This is a genomic window from Leptolyngbya sp. CCY15150 (assembly GCF_016888135.1).
Classification (GTDB): domain Bacteria; phylum Cyanobacteriota; class Cyanobacteriia; order RECH01; family RECH01; genus RECH01.
Map to the genome: position 1 here is coordinate 52,263 of NZ_JACSWB010000172.1, position 23,415 is coordinate 75,677.

General features: G+C 55.8%; 15 protein-coding genes. 5 read left to right on the forward strand and 10 right to left on the reverse strand.

Annotated features, from left to right (window positions below; translation table 11 throughout):
- Positions 1-524: 524 nt before the first annotated feature.
- Both gmk and JUJ53_RS11270 read left to right on the forward strand, forming a co-directional pair.
- Positions 525-1,100: a guanylate kinase gene (gene gmk / locus JUJ53_RS11265; RefSeq protein ID WP_204152108.1), complete on the forward strand. Its 576-nt coding sequence runs from the start codon at positions 525-527 to the stop codon at positions 1,098-1,100.
- A gap of 98 nt (positions 1,101-1,198) precedes the next feature.
- Positions 1,199-1,843, forward strand: coding sequence for a hypothetical protein (locus JUJ53_RS11270; RefSeq protein WP_204152109.1), 645 nt, complete (start codon positions 1,199-1,201; stop codon positions 1,841-1,843).
- A gap of 11 nt (positions 1,844-1,854) precedes the next feature.
- Here JUJ53_RS11270 and wecB read toward each other — a convergent pair whose 3' ends face one another.
- From wecB to JUJ53_RS11290, 4 genes are all read right to left on the reverse strand, one after another.
- Positions 1,855-2,979 (reverse strand): UDP-N-acetylglucosamine 2-epimerase (non-hydrolyzing), encoded by a 1,125-nt coding sequence (wecB, locus tag JUJ53_RS11275; protein WP_204152110.1) that lies wholly within the window; start codon positions 2,977-2,979, stop codon positions 1,855-1,857.
- Positions 2,980-3,046: 67 nt separating this feature from the next.
- Entirely contained in the window at positions 3,047-3,454 is a 408-nt protein-coding gene (locus tag JUJ53_RS11280) for a hypothetical protein (protein ID WP_204152111.1), read from the reverse strand.
- A gap of 100 nt (positions 3,455-3,554) precedes the next feature.
- Positions 3,555-3,983: a tetratricopeptide repeat protein gene (locus JUJ53_RS11285; protein ID WP_204152112.1), complete on the reverse strand. Its 429-nt coding sequence runs from the start codon at positions 3,981-3,983 to the stop codon at positions 3,555-3,557.
- Positions 3,970-5,289 (reverse strand): ATP-binding protein, encoded by a 1,320-nt coding sequence (locus JUJ53_RS11290; RefSeq protein WP_343327939.1) that lies wholly within the window; start codon positions 5,287-5,289, stop codon positions 3,970-3,972. Before JUJ53_RS11290 ends, JUJ53_RS11285 begins: the two co-directional genes overlap by 14 nt.
- A gap of 358 nt (positions 5,290-5,647) precedes the next feature.
- Here JUJ53_RS11290 and JUJ53_RS11295 point away from each other — a divergent pair, with 358 nt between their 5' ends.
- Together JUJ53_RS11295 and JUJ53_RS11300 are read left to right on the forward strand one after the other, a co-directional pair.
- Positions 5,648-9,826, forward strand: a complete 4,179-nt coding sequence (locus JUJ53_RS11295) for a CHAT domain-containing protein (protein WP_204152113.1) — start codon at positions 5,648-5,650, stop codon at positions 9,824-9,826.
- 456 nt (positions 9,827-10,282) lie between these two features.
- Positions 10,283-13,972, forward strand: a complete 3,690-nt coding sequence (locus tag JUJ53_RS11300; protein ID WP_204152114.1) for a CHAT domain-containing protein — start codon at positions 10,283-10,285, stop codon at positions 13,970-13,972.
- A gap of 30 nt (positions 13,973-14,002) precedes the next feature.
- On the opposite strand, the gene JUJ53_RS11305 is transcribed toward JUJ53_RS11300, so the two are convergent.
- From JUJ53_RS11305 to JUJ53_RS11330, 6 genes are all read right to left on the reverse strand, one after another.
- On the reverse strand, positions 14,003-15,394 hold the full coding sequence (locus tag JUJ53_RS11305; protein ID WP_204152115.1) for a DUF3084 domain-containing protein: 1,392 nt from the start codon (positions 15,392-15,394) through the stop codon (positions 14,003-14,005).
- Positions 15,395-15,768: 374 nt separating this feature from the next.
- On the reverse strand, positions 15,769-17,406 hold the full coding sequence (gene groL, locus JUJ53_RS11310) for a chaperonin GroEL (RefSeq protein WP_204152116.1): 1,638 nt from the start codon (positions 17,404-17,406) through the stop codon (positions 15,769-15,771).
- 138 nt (positions 17,407-17,544) lie between these two features.
- Positions 17,545-17,856 (reverse strand): co-chaperone GroES, encoded by a 312-nt coding sequence (gene groES, locus JUJ53_RS11315; RefSeq protein ID WP_204152117.1) that lies wholly within the window; start codon positions 17,854-17,856, stop codon positions 17,545-17,547.
- 289 nt (positions 17,857-18,145) lie between these two features.
- Positions 18,146-18,982, reverse strand: coding sequence for a Tab2/Atab2 family RNA-binding protein (locus JUJ53_RS11320; protein WP_204152118.1), 837 nt, complete (start codon positions 18,980-18,982; stop codon positions 18,146-18,148).
- Between the two features lie 47 nt (positions 18,983-19,029).
- Positions 19,030-20,625, reverse strand: a complete 1,596-nt coding sequence (locus JUJ53_RS11325) for an ATP-binding protein (protein ID WP_204152119.1) — start codon at positions 20,623-20,625, stop codon at positions 19,030-19,032.
- A 599-nt stretch (positions 20,626-21,224) separates the two neighbouring features.
- Positions 21,225-22,160 carry an NAD-dependent epimerase/dehydratase family protein gene (locus tag JUJ53_RS11330; protein WP_204152120.1) on the reverse strand — a complete coding sequence of 312 codons (936 nt, stop codon included), beginning with the start codon at positions 22,158-22,160 and terminating at the stop codon, positions 21,225-21,227.
- A 170-nt stretch (positions 22,161-22,330) separates the two neighbouring features.
- On the opposite strand from JUJ53_RS11330, the gene JUJ53_RS11335 reads away from it, so the two are divergent.
- Entirely contained in the window at positions 22,331-23,389 is a 1,059-nt protein-coding gene (locus JUJ53_RS11335) for a class I SAM-dependent methyltransferase (RefSeq protein WP_204152121.1), read from the forward strand.
- Positions 23,390-23,415: the final 26 nt, after the last annotated feature.

Genomic DNA, 23,415 nt, shown 5'->3' on the forward strand with positions numbered 1-23,415 from the left:
ACGTCCGGGATCGTCCATCCTTATGGGTTGATTGATAAAGACTCGACAACAGATTAAGGGACTATGCTACGAGTCTATCTAGTATTGTGCAAAATTTCAGGACACATCTTAATCCCTAGGACTACGGAGGTTTTTCGACATTTTCTGTCATAATCTGTTACAGTTTGTGATTTTCTCGATTTTTTTCCGCGATCGCACAGAGATGGAGCGCAATAGGTAAGAATAGTAAAACTTTAGGCAACCAAGGACGGGGTAGTCTCCCGGTGGAAAACCCTGGTTCATCATCGTCTTGCAGGAAACCATCTTGCAGGAGTGGTTTGACGCTACCCGTTTGTCTTCCATTCTCCTCTGTTTAGGGGCTGTGGTTACTGCTGCCCGAGACTGCTGTCCGAGCCTGCGGCGAGCGTCAAAGATGACTAGGATGGTTTGCTTGCATTCGACCCATGCTGGGAGGATGGACGTGATGCCTAATGGTTAAGTATTGTGTTATGCACTGTTAAGTTGTGGATTGAGTAATGAAACCCATGGGTATTGGTAGATTGGTGGTGTTGACAGGGCCCAGTGGTGTGGGCAAGGGGACGTTGCTGCAATTATTGCTGAAACGCCACCCAGAACTGCGTCTTTCGATTTCCATGACGACGCGATCGCCCCGTCCGGGAGAGGTCAATGGTCAACACTACCTGTTCACCCAGCGGGACAACTTTCAAACCCTGATCGATCAAGGTCAGTTTTTAGAATGGGCAGAATTTGCCGGCAACTGGTATGGGACACCGCGTCAGCCAGTGGATGAGTGGATTCAGCAGGGGGAGTGGGTGATTTTGGAAATCGAGCTGCATGGGGCGCGGCAAATTCGAGAATCTTACGCGGATGCTTTTCACATCTTCTTGCTGCCGCCGTCGTTGGCCGAACTGGAGCGGCGGGTGCGCAGTCGAGGCCATGATTCCGAGGAAGCGATCGCTCGTCGTCTGAAGCGGGCAGAGGCAGAAATTGCGGCGGCGGATGAGTTTGATATGCAGGTGGTGAATGACGATTTAGATCAGGCCCTAGCCGCCATTGAAGCGAGTTTGTTTGCCCGATCGCCGGCCCATGCTCACGACTAACGCTACAGCTCACACCACAAGCATCGCAGTACAGAGAGCGATCGGGTCGCCTGTGGGCATCTCCTATCGACGTGTGAACCTATGCCAGAGGGGGCTCCTTGGCCAGTGACATCATTATCGTAGCGGTGTATCTTCTGATCATTGCCTACGTTATATATCAGGCAATTAACTCCTTGGAAGATCGCACGACGGTGCTATTAGATCAAGCGGGGTTGACGGCGGAATTGGAGCGCACGGGCTTATCCGATGTGCTCAAAATTGACTTTGGCTTTAAAAGCAGCGATCGCTTCACCTACGATAAGCAAATCAACAGCCTGACGATCACCGTGACCAATGGGGCCGATACCTCCATGCAAGTTGACTGGGAGGAAAGCACCCTGATCGATGTTGGGGGGCAGTCTCATCGGGTGGTGCGGGTGACGCCCGATCGCCGCATGTCGCTCTGGGTCTACCAAGCCCCCAGCACCATTGGCCCGGGGGCAGCGATGAAAACCCAGGTTACCAGTGAAGATAGCGTGACCTTAAGTGGCGATGGAGCCATTGCGGACATCAAGCCCTTGATAGACGCTAAAACCCTATCAAAAAGCAAAACGGACATTCTCACCATGGCACTTTGGCTGCGGGTGCGGGTGCTCAGCAGTAGTGAAATTGCTGGCAGCGATCGCCCCTATTTGCTGTGCTGCAAAATTCAGGTGATTAAGCTGCCTTGGACGGACTATCTGCCGATTAGTTTGGGTAGTTGATTGGGGTTGATTTAAGGCGCAGGCGATCGCTCTTGGCAGTAGGCTTCAACGATAGACAGGATGCGCTCTGAGGCATGGCCGTCTCCAAAGGGATTCACGGCGGTGGCCATGGCTTGGTAGGCATTGTCATCGGTGAGCAGATGGGTGGCGGCGGCCACGATCGCCTGGGTATCTGTGCCGATCAGCTTGGCCGTCCCGGCCGCGATCGCCTCCGGCCGTTCCGTCGTATCCCGCAGCACCAACACCGGCTTGCCTAGGCTAGGCGCTTCTTCCTGGAGTCCGCCCGAGTCGGTGAGCAGCAGGTGACAGCGCTGGATGGCTCCCACCAGTTGGGCATAGTCTAACGGCTCTGTCAAAAAGGCTCGGGGATGATCGCCTAGGGCGGACGTCAAAGGCTCTCGCACGGTGGGATTTCGGTGCAGCGGCAGGAGCAGAGCCGTATCGGGAAATTTTTCTAGCAGGGTCAAAAAGCCTTGGGCGATCGCCGCTAAGGGTTCGCCCCAGTTTTCCCGGCGATGGACGGTGGCCAGCAGGGTGCGATACTTGCCCCACTCTAGCCCCGGAATTGGACAGGCGGGCTGCCGCTCTGCCACTGAAAGTAGGGCATCAATCACCGTGTTGCCGGTGTGGTGGATGGTGCCCACCACGCTGGATTGCTTCAGATGCTCCACTGCCGTGGTGGTCGGTGCAAAGTGCAGTTGGGCGATTTGGGAAATCAGCCGCCGGTTGGCCTCCTCCGGAAAGGGATTGAACAAATCATCGGTGCGCAGACCCGCTTCCACATGCCCCACCGGAATTTGATGATAGAAGGCCGCCAGACCAGCGGCAAAGGCGGTGGTAGTGTCGCCTTGCACCAGCACAATCTCAGGCTTTAGGTCTTTGAACAGCGATTCCAGTCCCTGCAAGGTGCGGCAGGTGATATCAGTGAGAGTTTGCCCATGCTGCATGATGGCCAGATCGCGATCGGCGGTCAGGTCAAACAAGTCCATCACCTGGGCAACCATTTCCCGGTGCTGGCCCGTGAGGATCACCTGGGTATCCATAGCATCGCTGCGACGGAACTGTTGGATCACCGGGGCAAGTTTAATGGCTTCGGGGCGGGTGCCCAGAATGATACAGGCGCGGATGGGAGGCATGGGCAACTTAACGTAGGTCGGCTTGGGTAAACTGTAGTCCTAGGTAGATCCTAGATGGGAGATTCCCCTAGGCATCTGGCTTCGAGGGTAGGGGGCGATCGCTGTAGTCGATGTCAATGGCAGCGGAGCCACCGATGGCCATCAGCCGCAGCATCGAGCCCATTTGCAACCATAGCAACCCACAGGTGGGAATCACCACGATCGCGCCCAGGGCAAAGCCAAACCACAGGGGCAGGCCAAACACACAGAGGCTGGATCCCATAAAAATGGTGGTGAACAGGGTCAGCCCTAGGTAGGTGATGATAATCTTGGGCGTTTTGTACTGAACATCAAACTCAACGCTGCGATCGGCGTCCCAAATGGCTACCTGATACTCCAGCATATCTTTGAAGATGATGCCAAAAATGATCGCCAAAAAGTTGGATATCATGATCAGCGTGAACAGGGGTGGATTTACAAATGGCTCTGGGTTCATAGAAAATTACGTGATGTTAACATTTGTAACAATAGTATAGTCAACAATCGTCCCTCCCAACGGCCTTTGCTACCGGTCTTATGGCATGGGTGCTGGCGGACTAGGCATCGGAACCCTTGAGGCGTCCTAAGTCCTGCTTAACCTGAGCAAGTCCATCGGGATTGTCGTTCAGGGCATAGGCATCACAGGCCTGGAGGAGCGATCGCACCGCCTGGGGCTGCTGGTTGAGATTAGCCAAGGCCCGGCCTCGATTGTGAAACGCTTCAGCAAAATCGGGACTGTGCTGCAGGGCTTGGGTGAATGCATCCACGGCTTGGCTGTAGCGCTGGGCTTGGAATGCCGCGTAGCCTTTTTGGAAGCAAGCGATCGCTTCCGGTGGTTCGGTTCGCTCAGGTTCCACCAGAGCGATCGCTGCGGCAAAGGGCGGCGCTTGGCGGCCGGGCCCGTAGGCGCGCACCATCACGATTCCAGCAAAGAGGGCGATACCGCCGATGGTAATCAGCCAGGCGAGAAAATTAATGCGTTCCATCAAGATGCACTCCGGGATTGAGGGTTTCGGCGCGTAGGGCATCCACACATTGGCGGGCAGTGCGCCCCGATCGCCCATTGTGACGAGTGGCCCATTGTAGGGCCCGCTGCTGGAGCATGTCATCAGGCAGATTCAACCCCGCCTGCTCTGCCAAATGTCGGACGATCGCGAGGTAGGTGGTTTGATCCGCTGGCTCAAAGGTGAGGGTGAGGCCAAAGCGATCGCTAAAGGAAAGTTTTTCCTGCACCGTATCCCAGGCATGGATTTCATCGGCATCGCTAGGACGGGGGCGATCGCCAAAAAATTCGCGGATTAAATGGCGGCGATTCGACGTAGCATAGACCACTACATTTTGGGGACGGGCGGTGAGGTTGCCTTCCAGAACAACTTTCAGGGCTTTGTAGGCATCTTCCTCTTCTTCGAAGGACAGATCATCTACAAAAATGATGAACGATTGGGGCAGATCCCGCAGGTGATCCACAATGGTGACTAGGTTGGCCAAATCGGACTTGGTGACCTCAATCAGCCGTAGCCCTTGGTCAGCGTAGCGATGCAGCAACGCCTTCACCAAGGATGATTTACCAGAACCCCGACTGCCGTAGAGCAACACAGGCAGGGCCGGTAGTCCGGCCAACAGGGCTTCGGTATTGCGCAACAGAATTTGTTTTTGGTCGTCATAGCCCACGAGGGAGTCTAGATGCACCGGATCGGGGTAGGCAATGCCGAGGAACTGGCCGCTCTGCCAGCGCAGGGCGTGATAGTCGGCAAACAGGCCTACGCCGTGGTGGCGATAGTAGGCGGCGAGATCCGGCAGGGCGTCACCCCAGTCCTCCAATGTTGTCAGCGTTGTCCAGATGGCGGGCGGACTATCAGCATCGGTGGCGCAGATTGTCCAGGCGGGCGGGGTGAGGGGGGCGATCGCTCCCACCCAGGCGGCCACCTGCTCTCCAGTGCAGCGGTAGAGGTGCTGCAGTTGCCGTAGGTCGTGGCGGGCTGCGTCGAGGATGGCGGGGGGAAGGGTGTCCCAGGTCTGGCGCTGGGCCAGCAGACTGAAGGGATTGGGCGATCGCACTATCTGAGTGAGGATGTAATCGGGCCAACTCTGGCCGCGTTGGGCAAGGGTTGAGAACCATTGGCCGTAGGCTTGGAGCACGGGAATGGGGTTGGGTGGCTCTTGGCTCAGGGTCTGCAGCAGGTGGAGAAATGCTTGGCCAGCCTCGTCTTGCAAGACGGATTGGTAGAGCAATAGCGCTGCAGCCTGGTGCTGAAGAGTGGGGATAGTCGGGTAGGACAACGAATCAGTCACAACTAGGGCAGAAAAAACGGCAGTAGATGGCTCAAGGTGCCTCAAAAGCTTAGCCCATTTGCTTCGCTTCAGTTCAACAGGTCTGCCGATAGAAGGCTGTTGCAGATGATGACGATGACCGGAGGACTTGCTCGCCCAGGCTAAAGATTTACATGGATGCCGCTGACGTTCAGGCTTGTGGCTGTAAAGATAGAAAAAGATCAGTATCCTTACGATTCTCTAGCGGGATATCACGAGCGGTGGGATAACTCTTGAGATCTCCCATGCTAGGGTTACCCCCAGACAGGGTTCACAGGATTGGGGTGCATGACCTTCGCTAAGATTACTCATCCGTTCCAACGTCACAAGGTGGTTTATCATGGCTCAAAAGCTGGGACAGGAGCGATCGCTCTCCCAAGTAGGTGTGATCACGGTTATGGGATTGCTGTGGGTGTCGCTGCCCGTGCAGGCCCAAGTTACACCGGGGCAGGATGAACTGGGAACGGAGGTGCAACAACGGGGCGATCGCTTCCTCATCCAAGGCGGCACCTTGTCTGGAAATGGTGAAAACCTGTTCCATAGCTTTGAAGACTTTGGGCTATCGCCAGGGCAGTTAGCCAACTTTCGCACCGATGCTGAGGTACAGACCATCCTGGGTCGGGTCGTAGGCGGTAATCCTTCGCTGATCGACGGTTTGATTCGGGTGACGGGCAGTAATGCTGACCTAGTGTTGATGAACCCGGCGGGCATCTTGTTTGGCCCCAATGCTCGGCTAGACGTTCCAGCATCCTTCACCGCCACCAGTGCCGATCGCATTACCTTCGGCGATCGCTTCTTCAGCAGCACCGAGAGCAGTGACTATCGCGCTTTGCTAGGACAACCCGATGGCTTCACCTTCCGATTGAGTGAACCGGGAGCGATCGTTAATGCGGGACGGCTGCAGGTGGATCCAGGTGCATCGATTACCCTCCTGGGCGGCACCGTAGTGAATACCGGCACGCTGATCGCCCCTGGCGGCACCATCACCCTAGCGGCGGTGGAGGGGGAGCAGTACGTACGTCTTCAATCCGAGGGCATGCTCCTCAGCCTTGACTTGGAAGCAGCTCCGACGACAGGTACACTACCGCTGAGCGCCCCCTCTCTGCCGGAACTGCTGACCCTCCCCGGTTTGCGCCATGCCACCGGCGTGCAGGTGAATCCAGACGGTACGGTGGTGCTCACCGGCTCTCAGATCGCCATTCCTACCGAGGCAGGGACAGCGATCGCTTCGGGACGCTTAACAACCGCGAGTGCTGAGTCTCAGGGATCTCAGATTAATATCCTGGGCGATCGCATTGGCGTTCTGGACGCTACCCTCAATGCTTCAGGGCCCACGGCGGGGCAGGTGCGTATCGGCGGTGGTTACCAGGGCAATGATCCGATTCCCAATGCCCAAACGACGGTGGTCAATGACGGTACCAGTATTCGTGCGAATGCCCTAACGCCCCAAGCCGAAGGAGGCGAGGTGGTGATCTGGTCAGACGGTACCACCAGCTTTGCCGGACAAGTTCTCTCGCGAGGAGGAAACGGTGGGCAAGGTGGCTCGGTGGAAATCTCCGGACGGGAGAATCTGCAGTTTCGTGGACAGGTGGATACCCGCACTCCCAACGGCACACCTGGCACCCTGCTGCTGGATCCAGAAAACATCCTGATCGTAGCCGGAGATGGCCCAGCTCCTGATGACAATCAACTGGCTGATCAACAAATCCTGGCGGGCGATGCGCCCGGCAGCACGTTTACCATTTCCCAAGCGGCGCTAGAAAATGCGCTGCAAAATGCCGATACGATTCTGGAAGCGACGAATGATATTCGCATCGAGCCCCTCAACGGCGGTGAGTTGTTCGGTACGTCCCTGGGTTACTCCCTCACCTTCATCGCTGATTCAGACAACAGCGGCGCGGGCACCTTTCGCATGAGCCGTAGCGATACTATTTCCACCATCGGCGGCGATATCAATATTTCTGCAGCACGCATTATTGCAGGAAATCTCAACACCAACAATGACTTTGGGGTGGGTGGAACGGTTAATTTAATGGCCGGAGACTCCATTCTGGCTGGCAACATCTCAACCTCAGGCGAGTTTGCCGATTCTGGGGATGTGCGCATGATGGCTGGCGGCGATATCCAGGCTGGTGGAATCGACACCTTCCCCATCAGTGAGGGCGGCAATGTTGCTGGTGATGTCACCATCCTCAGCGTCAATGACCCTGACAATCCCACTGTGGATATTCGCGCCCTGCCCAATCTAAACAGGGCGACCAATCCCGCTGGGGATGTCACGGTTGAATACATCGATGCATCGAGCTTTTTTGGACAAGGGGGCGATGTCACCCTCACAGGCGATCGCGTTTTGATTACAGGACGGACGTTTAATGAAGGGGGTGCGCCTAGTATTGATACCAGGGGCGATACTATTTTTGCCCCGACTGAACCCACTGAACCTGGCCCCATTGAACCTGGCCCCATTGGCCCCGTCCTTCCCATGCCCATTGGCGATAGTAGTGGTCAGGTACGCATTACCCATGCGGGTGGCCCCGACAATGTGCCCTTTACCGTGGGGGATGTGTCTAACCTCAACGGTACGGCGTTTGATATTGTGACCGGCATGGTGACACTCACGGAGGGGACGGCCAATAGCGTATTTCCTGTGCCTGAGACCGGGGAGAATGTACGTACGTTTAATAACATCAGTGGTGATGAACGCATCCGTATTACTGGGGTGAATGCAGCGCCTACGCTAACGGCGATCGCCACTCCGATTGAGACCGATATCGACCAGCCCATTCGCCTAACCTATGAGGATTTGCAATTGCTGGTGGGCGATCGCAACAATGACAATACGGTGGTGCGGTTGGTGGCAGTGATTGGGGAACTACGGCGCAATGGCGTCCTTCTCGTCCCCGGTGATATTATTTCTCCCGGTGATGAACTGGACTACCGTCCACCAGCAGGTGAAACGGGTCTGATTGCCGATGCTATTACCTTGAGTGCTGGAGATTTCAATCAGGGCGTTCCCATTTTGGCGGAATCTGACCCCGTGGCGATCGCGGTTAATATCCAGGTCGAGGAACCGCCTGAACCACCGGAGCCACCGGAGCCACCTGAACCACCCGAACCGCCGGAGCCACCGGAACCGCCGGAGCCGCCTGAACCACCCGAGCCGCCGGAGATCACGCTGCCACCAGGGGCCATTTGTCCACCGTTCTGTGGGGCCGAACCACCCGAACAGGCCCAGCCGCCCTTACCCAGCGAAAGTCCGATTCCCATCGCCACTATTGATGAAGGGCAAATTGTCCTGCAAACCATTGAGGAAGAAACCGGGGTCAAGCCTGCCATTCTCTATGTAGACTTTGTGCCCCAAACGCTAACGCTGCCCCATGACTTTAATGCGCTCGAAACAAGTACCACTGGCGATATTGCCGATCATTTAGATCGCTTTATTGACCCAACGTTGCGAGTGATTCCAGAACCCAGTCCTGACGATATCTTAGAACTGCTGCTGGTGACCTCGTCTGGCAGTCCTATCCGAGTGACGGTGCCTGGCGTGACCCGCCAACAGGTGCAAGATATGGCCGACTCAATGCGCCAGCAGATTACTAATCGTCTGAGTCGTCCTGAGCAATATCTGCCGCCCTCTCAACAGCTTTACACCTGGCTGATTACGCCCATCTTGGCGGATCTGCAGGAGCAGGAGGTGGAAAATCTTGTCTTTATTATGACCGCGGGATTGCGATCGCTCCCCGTGGCGGCGCTCCATGATGGCAATCAGTTTCTGGTGGAGCAGTACAGCCTGGGTCTAATGCCCAGTCTCAGCCTCACGGATACCCGCTATGTGGACATTCGCGACACGTCGGTGTTGGCCATGGGAGCCTCGGAGTTTACCGATCAACTGCCTCTTCCAGGGGTGCCCTTAGAAGTGCAGGGGATCACCGAGGATCTGTGGCGAGGACAAACCTTCTTGAATGAGGCGTTCACGTCAGATAATCTACGCTTCCAGCGATCGCAAACCCCCTATGGCATCGTCCATCTGGCCACCCACGGTGAGTTTAAGCCGGGCAATCTCGCTAATTCCTACATTCAACTGTGGGATCAGCAGCTTAGCCTAAGCGATATTCGTCAACTGGGGCTCGACAGTCCGGCCGCGGAACTTTTGGTGCTCAGCGCTTGCCGCACGGCCTTGGGAGATGAAACGGCGGAACTGGGCTTTGCGGGCTCGGCGGTGCAGGCTGGGGTGAAGTCGGTGTTGGCTAGCCTTTGGTATGTGAGCGATCGCGCCACTCTGGTCTTTATGCGAGAGTTCTATACCCAACTGCGCACGGCTCCGGTTAAAACCCATGCCCTGCAGGCTGCCCAACAGGCCATGCTCCAGGGTGATTGGCAGGTGGAACGAGGGCAGTTGGTCGACCGAGAGGGCGATCGCCTGATTTTGCCACCTTCCCTAGTTTTCGATGGTAGTGGCGATGATCTGTCCCATCCTTTCTACTGGGCAGCCTTCACCATGGTGGGAAATCCTTGGTAGGGACGAGAGCATAGTCCTGGCTGCACGAGTGCGACCCAGTCTCCGATATCGGGCTATGGAATCGGGCTATGGAATCATGTGCAAACCCCTTGTCGTCTGGGCAAGGGGTTTTGCATAGGACAAGGCTCTCTGACTAGGTAATTTCCCACAGCAAACAACCGTACAATGTAGTCATCCATTTAGTCATCTCTATCTTGAGTTGCTTGCTGAAGGTGAGGTGAGGGCGATCGCTCAGATGATGGGATGCAAGAATCAGGATCACAGCCGATGGGAGCAGGAAGCTTTCAGCTTATGTCCTAGTCAGAGTCCTGGGTTTGTTCAACCTGCGCCACCGTCCTTGAACTCACCTGCCAATTTGCTTTAAGACCATCAGGCAACAGGGCCCGGTTCGTAGCCTAGTTCGCATCATGTCGCTCATCGTCACATATCCGGTCTACTATCACAAGGTGGTTCATCATGGCTCAAAAGCTGGGACAGGGGCGATCGCTCTCCCACGTCGGTGTCATCACGGTTATGGGGTTACTCGGGGTCGTTTTGCCGGTGCAGGCTCAAGTGACACCGGGGCAGGATGAACTGGGGACGGAGGTGCGCCGCCAGGGCGATCGCTTCCTGATCCAGGGCGGTACGTTGTCTGAGAATGGTGCAAACCTATTTCATAGCTTTGAAGACTTTGGGCTCTTGCCAGGGCAACTGGCCAACTTTCGCACCGATGCCGAGGTACAGACCATTCTGGGTCGGGTCGTAGGCGGTAATCCTTCGCTGATCGACGGTTTGATTCGGGTAACGGGCAGTAATGCCGACCTACTGTTGATGAATCCAGCGGGCATCGTGTTGGGGGCCAATGCTCGGCTAGATGTCCCAGCATCCTTCACTGCTACCAGTGCCGATCGCATCACCTTCGGCGATCGCTTCTTCAGCAGCACTGAGAGCAGTGAGTATCAAACCTTGCTAGGACAACCCGATGGCTTTACCTTCCGATTGAGTGAACCGGGAGCGATCGTCAATGCGGGACGGCTACGGGTGGATCCAGGCGCATCAATCACCCTCCTGGGCGGCACCGTGGTGAATACGGGCACGCTGATCGCCCCTGGCGGCACCATCACCCTGGCGGCGGTGGAGGGTGAACAGTATGTACGCCTTCAATCCGAGGACAGGCTCCTTAGCTTTGAGCTGGCTGCCATACCCTCCGCCGGTGGCATTCTGCCGTTGACCGCCCCCTCCCTGCCAGAACTGTTGACTCGCCCCGGTTTGCGCCATGCCACCGGCGTCCAGGTGAACCCAGACGGCACCGTGGTGCTCACCGGCTCCCAGATCTCCATTCCTACAGATCCAGGAACAGCGATCGCCTCGGGACGGTTGGCAACGGCAAGCGTCGAGTCTCAAAGGTCTCAGATTAATATCCTAGGCGATCGCATTGGTGTCCTAGACGCTACCCTCAACGTTTCAGGGGCCACGGCGGGCCAGGTGCGCATCGGCGGCGGCAACCAGGGGGAGGATCCCATACCCAATTCCCAAACGACGGTGGTCAATGACGGGACGCTGATTCATGCCAATGCTCTCACGCCCCAAGCTGAGGGGGGCGAGGTGGTGATCTGGTCTGATGGTGCGACCAGTGTTTCTGGGCAGATTGGAGCCCGAGGGGGCGAGGGGGGCCGGGGTGGCTCAGTGGAAATCTCAGGAGGGGAGTCTCTGCGATTCCATGGCCGGGTGACGACCCGCACCCTCAACGGCACCCCCGGCACCCTGCTGCTGGATCCAGAAAATATCGTGATTGTGGCCGGAGCAGACTCGGCTCCTGATGACGATCAACTAGCCGATCAACAAATCCTGGCGGGTGATGCGCCGGGCAGCACCTTTACCATTTCCCAAGCGGCCCTAGAAAATGCTCTGCAGAGTACCAATACAATTTTGGAAGCGACGAACAATATTCGTATCGAGCCCTTAAGTGGTGGTAGACTCAGCGGCAGTTCTCTAGGCACCTCCCTGACGTTCATTGCTGATTCTGACAACAGCGGCGGGGGCACCTTCCGCATGAACCGCAATGACGCGATCGCTACCTTGGGCGGTGATATCACGATTTCTGCAGCGAGCATCATCGCAGGCAATTTTGATACCACCAGTGACTTCGGGGGCAGCGGAACGGTCGAATTAAGGGCCGAGAACTCCATTCAAACCAGCGACATTGAGACAGGCAGTATCTTCAGCAACGCTGGGGATGTGCGCATCATTGCTGGGGGAGACATTCGAACTGGCGGCATCGATACGTCGTTCAGATCTAGCGGGAGTGGTGATGCGGCTGGGTCGGTGACGATTCTCAGCATCAATGATCCCAGCGTCGATACTCGCACGTTATCTAGCTCCGATAGTGCGACTCCCGCTGGCAATGTCACGGTTGAATATATTGATGCATCCAGCTTTTTTGGCCGAGGGGGGGATGTGATCCTCACGGGCGATCGCGTCTTGATTACGGGGACGGTGAGTGAAGAGGGTGCGCCTAGTATCGATACAAGCGGTGCCATCTCTGAGACCAGCCGCACCAGGCGGGTTGTGGACGAAAGTGGTCAGATCCAAATTACCCATTCGGGCGGCCCTAACAATGTGCCCTTTACGGTGGGAAATGTGTCTGCCTTCAACGGCACGGCGTCTGATATTGTGGCCGGCCCGGTGACCCTCACCGGGGGGAGGGTCAATAGCGTATTTCCTGTGCCTGTGATTGGGGAAACGATCCGCACGTTTGATAACGCCAATGGCGATGAACGCATTCGCATTACTGGAGTGAACGAAGCGCCGATCCTGAGAAGGGATGCTAGATCGTTTGAGCGCGATCAGCCGGCCCGACGTATCCCTGGTGAAGTGGGGGATGTGCGGGTGCTGCCCGATAACAGTAACGTGGTCGCTACGTTGAATGAGGGGCAGATTGCCTTGCAGAGCATTGAGGAAGAGGCTGGTGTCAAGCCTGCTGTTCTTTATGTAGACTTCGTGCCCCAAACGTCAACGCTCCCCCATGACTTTAACTCGTTGGAAACAGCCGTGAGTGGGGATGTTGCCGATCATCTGGATCGCTTCATCGATGCGCCGCTACGGGTGACCTCGGAATCTAGTCCTGACGATATCTTAGAACTGCTGCTGGTGACCTCATCCGGGAATCCCATCCGGGTAGCGGTGCCTGGCGTCACGCGTAAACAGGTGCAAGATGCGGCCGACTCGATGCGCTTGGAGATCACCAATCCCCGCAGTCGTCCTCAGGACTACCTGCCGCCCTCTCAACAGCTTTACACCTGGTTGATTACGCCCATCTTGGCGGATCTGCAGGAGCAGGAGGTGGAAAATCTTGTCTTTGTCATGACCGCGGGATTGCGATCGCTCCCGGTGGCGGCGCTCCATGATGGCAATCAGTTTCTAGTGGAGACCTATAGTCTTGGCCTCATGCCCAGTCTCAGCCTCACGGATACCCGCTATGTGGATATTCGCAACATGTCGGTGCTGGCTATGGGAGCCTCGGAGTTCACCAATCAAGTGCCTTTGCCGGCCGTTCCGTTTGAAGTGCAGGGGATCACCGCAGAACTGTGGCGAGGACAGACCTTTTTGAATGAGGCGTTTACGTTAGACAACCTGCGCTTTCAGCGATCGCAAACCCCCTACGGCATCGTCCACCTAGCGACCCACGGCGAGTTTAAGCCGGGCAATCTCGCTAATTCCTATATTCAACTGTGGGATCGGCAGCTTAGCCTGAGCGATATTCGTCAACTGGGTCTCGACAGTCCGGCTACAGAACTCTTGGTGCTCAGCGCTTGCCGTACTGCCTTGGGAGATGAAACGGCGGAACTGGGCTTTGCTGGTTCGGCGGTGCAGGCTGGGGTGAAGTCGGTGTTGGCTAGCCTTTGGTATGTGAGCGATCGCGCCACCCTGGCCTTTATGCGGGAGTTTTACACCCAGCTACGCACGGCTCCGGTTAAATCCCATGCCTTGCAGGCTGCCCAACAGGCCATGCTCCGAGGCGATTGGCAGGTGGAACAAGGGCAGTTGGTTGATCGGAATGGCGATCGCCTGATCCTACCGCCTTCCTTGGTGTTTGACGGCAGTGGCAATGATCTGTCCCATCCTTTCTACTGGGCAGCCTTCACCATGGTGGGGAATCCTTGGTAGCCCCAGCGCTGAGGGATGATCGCCCCACCGCTATGGCGTGTTCTCAATAGTAGCGGTGCTAAACAGCACTTGACCATTGCGGACAGCAACCAGGTCAATTTCTAGGGGCCCAGGGGTGGAGATGGTGCTGGCAGCCACGGCGCGAATTTCAATGGGAACGCTGTATTGCCGGAGCTGCTGGAAGAAAGCGATCGCTGCCTCCGATCGCCCTCCGGCAATCGTGATCGTTTCAGCCAAAATCCCAGCCTGGCGGCCTTGAAAGCGGCTGGCGGAAATGAGCAATTCGTACTGTTCAACCAACTCGACGTTGCTTAGCTCCGATGGATTCACGGAAACCGTTGCGATCACGTCTCCTTGCTGAAAAATAACCCGGTTAAAGGCTGCAACCGCATAGACCTGAACACAGGCTTCTCCAGCCAAGACGCAGGGTTCACCCACCACATAGTTGCCAGCCGAAAAGATTCGGACAATATATTCGCGGCCGTCCTGAATTTGCTCCTTGATTTGCTCAACCTGCGCTACCGTGATCTGAATCACCTGCTCTTGCTCAGCGGCAAGAATATCTGGCAGAATGGCGCGGGTTGCCACGCGATTGGCTTCATTCAGCAAACGGTTGACCGCTTCACTGGCTAGGTCAGGGTTTTGCAAACGCACCCCGCTAGAAGCCAGGGGCTCGTTGCGCAAAAGAGCCACATTACCTTGGCGCAACCCCAGAAATTCTCGTTCTAGAGCGGCAATGTCGAGCTGAAGCTCGGCCTGTTCTTCTTCTAGGGCCGACAGACGGGTTTCTCGTTCGGCGATCGCTGCATCTCGCTGAGCGATCGCCGCATCCCGTTCTGCCAGCTCTAGCTCTCGATTGGCCAAAAGCTGGGCCCGTTCTTGCTGAATAATCTGAATTTCTGACTGCAGTTGCTCCGCCTGCTGGGAGGCCGTTGCCAACTGATCTTGGGCTTGGCGGAAATTAGTTTCTAGCTGATCTAGATTATTGCGAGTGCGCTCTAACTGCTGTTGGGTAAGCCGTTGGCGGGCGATCGCATCCCCCAGGGATTGGTTGATGTCTTGCAGCCGGGTTTCTGCCTGCCGCTGCTCATTCACCGATCGCTCTAACTCATCTTGAATCCGAGATTTTTCTGCCTGGGTTTCGTCTAATTCCTCTCCCGCCATGGCTAGATCGTCTTGAATTTTCTGGAGTTCAAACACCCCAGTCCGCAGCTGATCGCTGATTAAAAATAAGATGGCTAGGGTCGAGGCCGAGATTACACCACCGGTCAAAATAGTAATGACAGTGGCTGTCTGGCGGGGACGAAGGTTGAATAAACTCAGACGCGCTTTGCCCACGCGCATTCCAATGCGATCGCCCAATGTAGCAATGACACCGCCGAGTATCAAGATAGCCGTGATTAGAATCAGCCCGGTTGTCATTCCTGGTTCTAGCGCTCCTCATTCCGATGACCTGGGAACCCTAGAGAATCTGGTAGATGAGATGCGATCGCACTCCTCATGGGTTAACTGTGCTTATTGTAGTAACTTGTGCTGGTGAATCCAACGCTTGAGTTTAGCAAACTCCCCTCTCTTTACACAAACAAATGCGCTACCCGTTGTCGAGTAGCGCATTGGATCAACCTAGGTTGAAGGGGCGATCGCTGGTTGTGATCGCTGGTTGTGATCAGTGATGGTGATCCGCGATGGTGATCGCTGATAGTGATCAGTGACTGTGGCCAGCGATGGTGATCTGCGATCGCCCCATGGGTCGTCCCCTAGGAACCAGCCTAGGGGAAAGACCTGAGACCGTAGTCTTAGTAGTCGAAGTCGCCGCCCATGCCAGCGCCAGCGCCAGCGCCAGCCGCTTCTTTCGATTCGGGCTTGTCAACCACGATGCATTCGGTGGTCAGCACCATGCCAGCGATCGACGCGGCGTTTTGCAGAGCGGAACGGGTCACCTTGGCAGGATCCACGATTCCAGCTTCAAACATGTCAACGAATTCGTTGGATGCGGCGTTGTAGCCGATGTTGAAGTCTTTTTCCTTGACGCGCTCGGCAATCACAGCACCGTTTTGACCGGCGTTTTCAGCAATGCGCTTCAGGGGAGCGGTGAGCGCCCGAGCCACAATGCCTGCGCCGATTAGTTCTTCACCGCTGAGGGTGGTGCTAGCCCAGCTTTCTAGGTCAGGAACCAAGTGGGCCAGGGTGGTGCCGCCGCCGGGGACGATACCTTCTTCAACGGCTGCTTTGGTCGCGTTGATGGCATCTTCTAGACGCAGCTTCCGATCCTTCATTTCGGTTTCGGTGGCAGCACCGACCTTGATCACGGCCACACCGCCGGAGAGCTTAGCCAAGCGCTCTTGCAGTTTTTCGCGATCGTAGGAGGAATCGGTTTCGTCGATTTGACGACGGATTTGTTCACAGCGACCCTTCACAGCCACTTCGTTGCCTTCTGCAACAATGGTGGTGGTGTCTTTGGTGATGGTGATGCGGCGAGCTTTGCCGAGCATTTCCAGCTTGGCGTTGTCGAGCTTCAGACCAGCATCTTCGGTGATCAGTTGACCGCCGGTGAGCACGGCGATGTCTTCCAGCATGGCCTTACGGCGATCGCCGAAGCCAGGAGCCTTGACAGCAGCCACGTTCAGCACACCGCGTAGACGGTTGACCACCAGGGTTGCTAGGGCTTCTTTCTCGATGTCTTCTGCAATGATCAGCAGGGGACGACCGGAGCGAGCCACTTGCTCTAGCACGGGCACAAGGTCTTGCACCAAGGCAATTTTCTTGTCGGTGATCAAGATCATGGGCTCGTCCAGCACCGCTTCCATGCGCTCGGTGTCGGTGGCGAAGTAGGGAGAGATGTAGCCTTTTTCAAAGCGCATCCCTTCGGTGACTTCTAGCTCGGTGGTCATGGATTTCCCTTCTTCCAAGGAAATCACGCCTTCCTTACCAACGGTGTCCATGGCGCTGGCAATCATGCGACCCACTTCTTCATCGTTACCAGCAGAGATGGTACCGACTTGAGCGATCGCGTTGGAGTCTTCCACGGGGCGGGCTTGGTCAGCAATTTTTTCAACCAAGAATGCCGTAGCCCGATCGATACCGCGCTTCAGGGAAATAGCGTTGGTGCCGGCGGCTACGTTACGCAGACCTTCCTTAACCATGGCGTGGGCCAAGACGGTGGCGGTGGTGGTGCCGTCGCCAGCCGCATCATTGGTTTTGGACGCCGCTTGACGAATCAAGGACACACCGGTGTTTTCGATGTGGTCTTCTAGTTCGATTTCCTTGGCAATGGTGACACCATCGTTCACGATTTGAGGTGCGCCAAACTTCTTCTCTAGCACCACGTTGCGGCCCTTGGGCCCTAGGGTGACTGCCACTGCTTCGGCTAGAATGTCAATTCCGCGTTCGAGAGCACGACGAGCATTTTCGTTGTAAATGATGCGCTTAGCCATAGTGTTCGATGTCCTAGAAAGTTCTCAGTTTCAAGTGTTGAGTGATGTGTTGAAATGCAGGGATTGAGTGAGGTGCTAATTTGACCATGCGATCGCTTCGGAACCCAGGGATCGTCTAGCCCTCAAATCTCATGGCGTCTATACAACGACGGCCAAAATATCTTTTTCGGACAGGAGAACATACTCTTCGCCGCTGAGCTTGATGTCAGTGCCTGCGTACTTGGAGTAGAGGACTTTATCGCCGACTTTCACTTCGACTTCTTGGCGGGAGCCGTCATCATTGCGCCGACCGGGGCCAACGGCGGCAATTTCGCCCACCTGAGGCTTTTCTTTAGCGGTGTCTGGTAGCAAAATGCCACCAGCGGTCTTTTCTTCAGATGCGTTCACTTTTACAAAAACGCGATCGCCTAGGGGCTTAACGGTTGAAACGCTAAGGGATACTGCTGCCATAGGAATACTCTCCAACTTCGTCGGTGTAATAGAAAAAACTTAGAATTGCACGGTGTGCAAGGCATATAAGTTTTAACGGATGCTACGGCTCTCTCAGATCAACCTGGTTGATTGAGCAGTCGTAGCCACTGCGATCGCAACTCGTAGTGAAGCGAGGGCAGTGAGGAATGAGGGATTAGCACTCTCACCTCCTGAGTGCTAATTTAACGGACTGAGGTAGGCCTCCGCAACTTACTGATCAGTACGGTTTCCCGAACTGAAGCGGTCTTGAAGTTACCCATGGCTACGGTTAGGTTGCCGTTTGCAGCAGCCATAGGCCGGTGTAGGTGACCCCAGAGTCATCGGGCTGTACTAGGAGGAAATGTAGACCCTGGCTGGTTTGTAGGCGTTGTTGATAGGTCTGTCCGGCGGCGATCGCTTCGGGATCATCAAAGGTGGTGAGAATCCAGCGATCCACCAAACCAGCTTCGAGAATCAGTCCATCGGGAGCACCGGGTATGTAGTGGAGCGATACTGGATCGGCCTGCTCCAGCCAGCGGGCCAGGGCCATAGACTGCCGCCCCCCGTAAATCACGACACCGGGCACCATGGTGGTGGAGGCAAGTTTTAGGCTTTGGGGGGTTAAGGCTTCGGGCCAAACGCGAATGGGAATGGGGCGATCGCCAAACACTAGGTCGAGGTCACTGGCAGCGATCGCCGCAAAGCGCCAGCTTTCTCCCCAGAGGTTATCGGCCAGGGGCAGCGGCGGCGGGCGGTCGAGGGCGACGGGGTCGTAGGCTTCCCCGGTGTAGTTGGGCAGGTGGGGATAGTCTAGGGCCCGCTGTTCCAAAAGGGCGTGGAGCTGGGGGGTATGGCGGGTGGCTTCCACCGATAGGCCCAGACTCTGGCAAGCGGTTTCCAGCAGGCTAAGGGATTGGGGACGAAACACCTGGAGGCGATCGGGCTGGCCATGGAGATTGATGGCGGTGGTGATCTGCGCCGTCAGCCATGCGCTGCTGAGGGAAGGTTGGGGGCAAGCGGCGATCAGTAGAGCGCGATCGCCCTCACAGACCACAACTTCCCATAAAGGATTGCCCGCCTCATCCCGTAGGGGGCGACGATAAATGTCCGCTTGCCAAATTCTCACCGTCCTATGCCTCGCTATGCTGATTGCTGGGTTGACGGCCTCAGCCCTCAGGTATTGTAAATCGGTAGGAGGACATGGAAGATCGATCCTTCCCCGGGTCGGCTACGCACGGATACCGAACCGCCACAGTTGAGGGCCAGTTGCTGCACCATGGACAATCCTAGGCCGGGCCCAGACGACTGATCTTCTTGATGGCCCCGTAGGCGATAGAACGGCCGGAAAACTCGCGATAGCTCTGCCGGTGCAATTCCCACGCCGGTATCTTTAAATTCAAGCTGGATGTAGTCACCCTGCTGCTTGGCAGACACCCAGACCTCGCCGCCGGGGGGGGTAAATTTAATCGCATTATCCAGCAGGTTGATGACAATCTGGCTGAGCCATTTGTGCAAACAAGACACGGCGGGTAGATCGCTGGAAATGGTGTAGGCCAGCATCATGCCGCGTTCGCGGGCGAGGGGCTGATAGGTGCTGACGACGCCGGGCACCACGTCCGATAGACGAATCGGCTGCATCAGGGCATGGTCGGCATGGTCTTCTAGCTGCATCAGGTCTAAAACGCTGGTGATCAACGCACTCTGGCGATCGCATTCCTTGGTGAGCAGCTCCATGTAGCGCTGGCGCTGGGGCGGCCGTAGGTTGGGCGATTCCAGCAGGGTCAGGGCTGTCTTCATGGTGGTGAGGGGGGTGCGCATCTCCTGCCCCACGTTTTTGAGGAATTCATCTTTGATCCGCAGACGATTGGTTAAGCCTTCGCATTCGAGCTGGAGGGTGGCGACTTGCTCCGATAGTTTGCGATCGGCGGCGCTACGATGCCACAGCTCTTCCTGGTAAAACATCTGTCGACTGTAGAATTGTCCGAGCAGGGCTGGGCTGGGGGCGATCGCCTCCCCTTGGGTGAGGTTATCCCACTGCTCCAACAGCGCCTGACCCTCGGGGCTGGGTTCGCTGAGCTGTCCTGCCTGAATCGCCTGATGCACGCCGGAGAAGACCTGCTGAATCGTTTGGGGAATAAAGGAGCAAATGCAGAGGAGGGGGTGTTTCCGCCGACTGGGGTTACCCTCATCACTCAAAATTGCCGTGGTTTGGGGACGAATACTGGGAGGTGCCGGGTCAGGACTGGTGCTGGGACGGACGCTGCGCGGACGATGGGCCAGCAGCAGGACGGAAAATCGAGGCGATCGCACCATCAAAAAATATTCCCGTCGCAGTTGGCTATGGGCCGCTAGGGGGAGGGAGGTCGCCGAACAGATTGTAAACGGCGAGGGCAGGGGCTCGATAAAATGAATGTCTGAATCCGCGTCGGAGTCCCAGTCGAAGATGTTGGAGTCGCCGCTTACGGGGCGAGAGGGGGGGCGATCGCTCTCCTCAGGGGTATGGTAGGCAGATTGGGGATTTTTAAGAATATAGATAGCGCTGTCGGGATGGGCCGACCGTTGGTAGCGCTCGACTTCACTCGACCATGCATAGCCCCGAGGCAGCTTCATCCACAGCGTTGCGGGTTCTTGCGCCTCACTGAGCACATCCATGATCGCCGACAGCATCGACTTGAACGTGGTGGGACTGACCTGCAGGGGTTGGGAAACCTGCTCGATGCTGGCTGCTAGCTCATACAGAGACGAGTCTTGAAAACTGGATGCGTTCATAGATTCCAGTGAATGAATCAATTGGGCATGGCTACTCGGACGGATGCATGAACAAGGTCACAGTTCCTGGGGCCGCAAGGCAGAAGAACGAGGACAGAAAAACGAAAAGGAAGTCTAGGACACACCAGGTTTCCCGCCTCAGCACATAGGCGGGTTACTGATGCCTCAGAGTACTAGCCATCCGCCCTGTCAGTGATGTCACCAGTTCTGCCATGGAGTTACCTGTCGGCACGTTGATGAACTTTGTGGGCCATACACGCTCTGATCCAGTGCGATCGCTGACTTGTATACGTGACCTGAATCTGTGACCTGAATCTGTGAACCGTATGCGTAACCTATATGCGTGACCTATATCCGCATCGCCACGGTAACATTCCCATGGCTAAACGAACTCCGTAGGCTAGCTGTTGCATCTAGCGAGAGGATCACAACCATGATCCGTCCCGCCCGTGGGCCAAACTGACGATGCAGCGCCAAGCTACTTGAGGGCGATCGCTATCCTAGCGTTAGGATAGCGCTATCCTACTGAGTTACAAAGGACACATTCAGGGTATCCGATCCAGTGCTGGTGGTAAAGGTAGCCTGCCCCCCTGGAAATACTATGCGCTTTTTAGAATTTCATCATCTAGGCTGAAATCGACGGGGCTGCGATCGCCCCCATTCGCCAGGTAGTCGGTTTGGAAGGAATCTTTCAAGCCAGCGATTAGGTCATACTTCGGATGCCAGCCTAGGTCAGCTTGGGCGTGATGAATATCCGTAAAGAAATGCTGCACGCGCATGGGAAAGGCTTTCTTTTTGCCAAAGTCAAAGTCTTTGGGATTGTAATGGACGATCTGGAGCTGTTCGGGATCTTTGCCCGCCGCGATCGCACAGGCGCGGGCTAAGCCATCAAAGGTGACGTAGCGATCGCCGGAGATGTTGTAAATTTTACCAACGGCCTGCTGATTGCCCAAAACCTGGGTCATGGCCATAGCTAGATCGTACACGTGACCCAACTGGGTGAGATGCTGCCCATTGCCGGGGATAGGAACGGGGCGATCTCGCACAATGCGATCAAAAAACCAGGCTTCAAGGGGATTGTAGTTTTGGGGGCCGTAGATATAAACCGGACGCACTGAAGTAAACGGTACGGCTTGGGCAAATAAGGAGGCCTCGGTTTCAAACTTACCCTTGTGGCGACTGTTGGGATCAACCGTATCTCCCTCCAGATGGGGCATTTGATCGGATTTTTGGTAGACCCCTGCGGAACTCACGTAGACGAAATGCTGCACCTTGCCATTGAAAAGGTCAATCAACGGCTGGGTGTCGCGCTGCTCGCGGCCATTGTTGTCAAAAATGGCATCAAAGCGTTCATCACCAAGCTTTTGCTTTAGGTCATCCGCATCTTGGCGATCGCCATGGATCTGGGCTACGCCCTCAACCGGAGCGGGCCGATTGCCTCGGTTAAACAGCACCACCTCATGCCCCTGCTCAACCAAAAGCTGTGTGAGGTACACACCAATGAAGCGGGTGCCACCCATGACTAAAATTCGCATATACCTATCCCTTGGATCTCTCAACTGATTGATCTATCGCCCTAATTGTACCGAAAAGGGGATCTGCCATTTCTGAGGAGTTTTCCATCCTCGGCTGAACTGACCCTCATTTCTTCGTTACACTTATTTACAGTAAACCGTGAATCGATGAATTTCTGCTAAGCAATCCCATGACAGATACCCTGACTAAGCTGGCTTATCAAACGTTTCAGCAAGGCAAGAGCGCATTTGGTTTAGCCCATAAGACCCTGAGCAGTCAAATGCTCAGCTTTTTTTCTCCTCTCGAAGACCGCCAAACCGATTCCTTGCCCGCAGATATTCTGGCTCTGCTTCATCAGCGACTCAACGTTTTACTGGAGACGGATTGGCATGATGCAGAGCAGGGTGTGTATCCGGTCGAGCTGCTGTTTGATAATCCCTGGGATGATTTTTTCCGGTTCTATCCCCTGTTAGTGATGGATATGCCCATCATCTGGGAGCGGGCTAAGCAAAAACGTCATCAAGACTTTGACACGACGATCAATACCGAGGCCTATCCCAGCTACTATTTGCAGAATTTTCACCATCAAACCAATGGCTATCTCAGCGATCTTTCTGCTAACCTCTATGACCTGCAGGTAGAAATTCTCTTCAATGGCTCCGCCGATGCCATGCGGCGGCGAGTCCTGGCACCGTTGAAACAGGGGCTGGCGGCGTTTAGCACCGTGCTGCCCAGCCAACTGCGAGTTCTGGATGTGGCTTGCGGAACCGGGAGAACGCTGCGGTTTGTGCGCGGCACTTTCCCCCAAGCTTCACTCTATGGAACAGATTTGTCGCCTGCCTATCTCCGCAAGGCTAATCAACATCTATCTCAACTGCCGGGCGAGCTGCCCCAATTGGCCCAGGCAAATGCAGAAGCACTGCCCTACCAAGATGGCTATTTTCATGGAATAACCTGTGTCTTTTTGTTTCATGAACTGCCGCCGGCAGCCCGCCAAGCTGTGATCGATCAATGTTTTCGGGTGCTGAAGCCGGGGGGAACGCTGGTCATTTGTGACTCGATTCAGGAAAGTGATTCTCCTGAATTTGCGGTGAACATGCGCAACTTCCCGAAAATGTTCCATGAACCTTACTACCGCCACTATGTGACCGATGACTTGGTGAAACGTTTAGAAACGTCCGGATTCACGGTGGAACCGACCGTAACCCATTTCATGAGCAAGTATTGGGTGGCTCACAAACCTGTCTAGAACTGTAAGGGATGAAGGGCGATCGC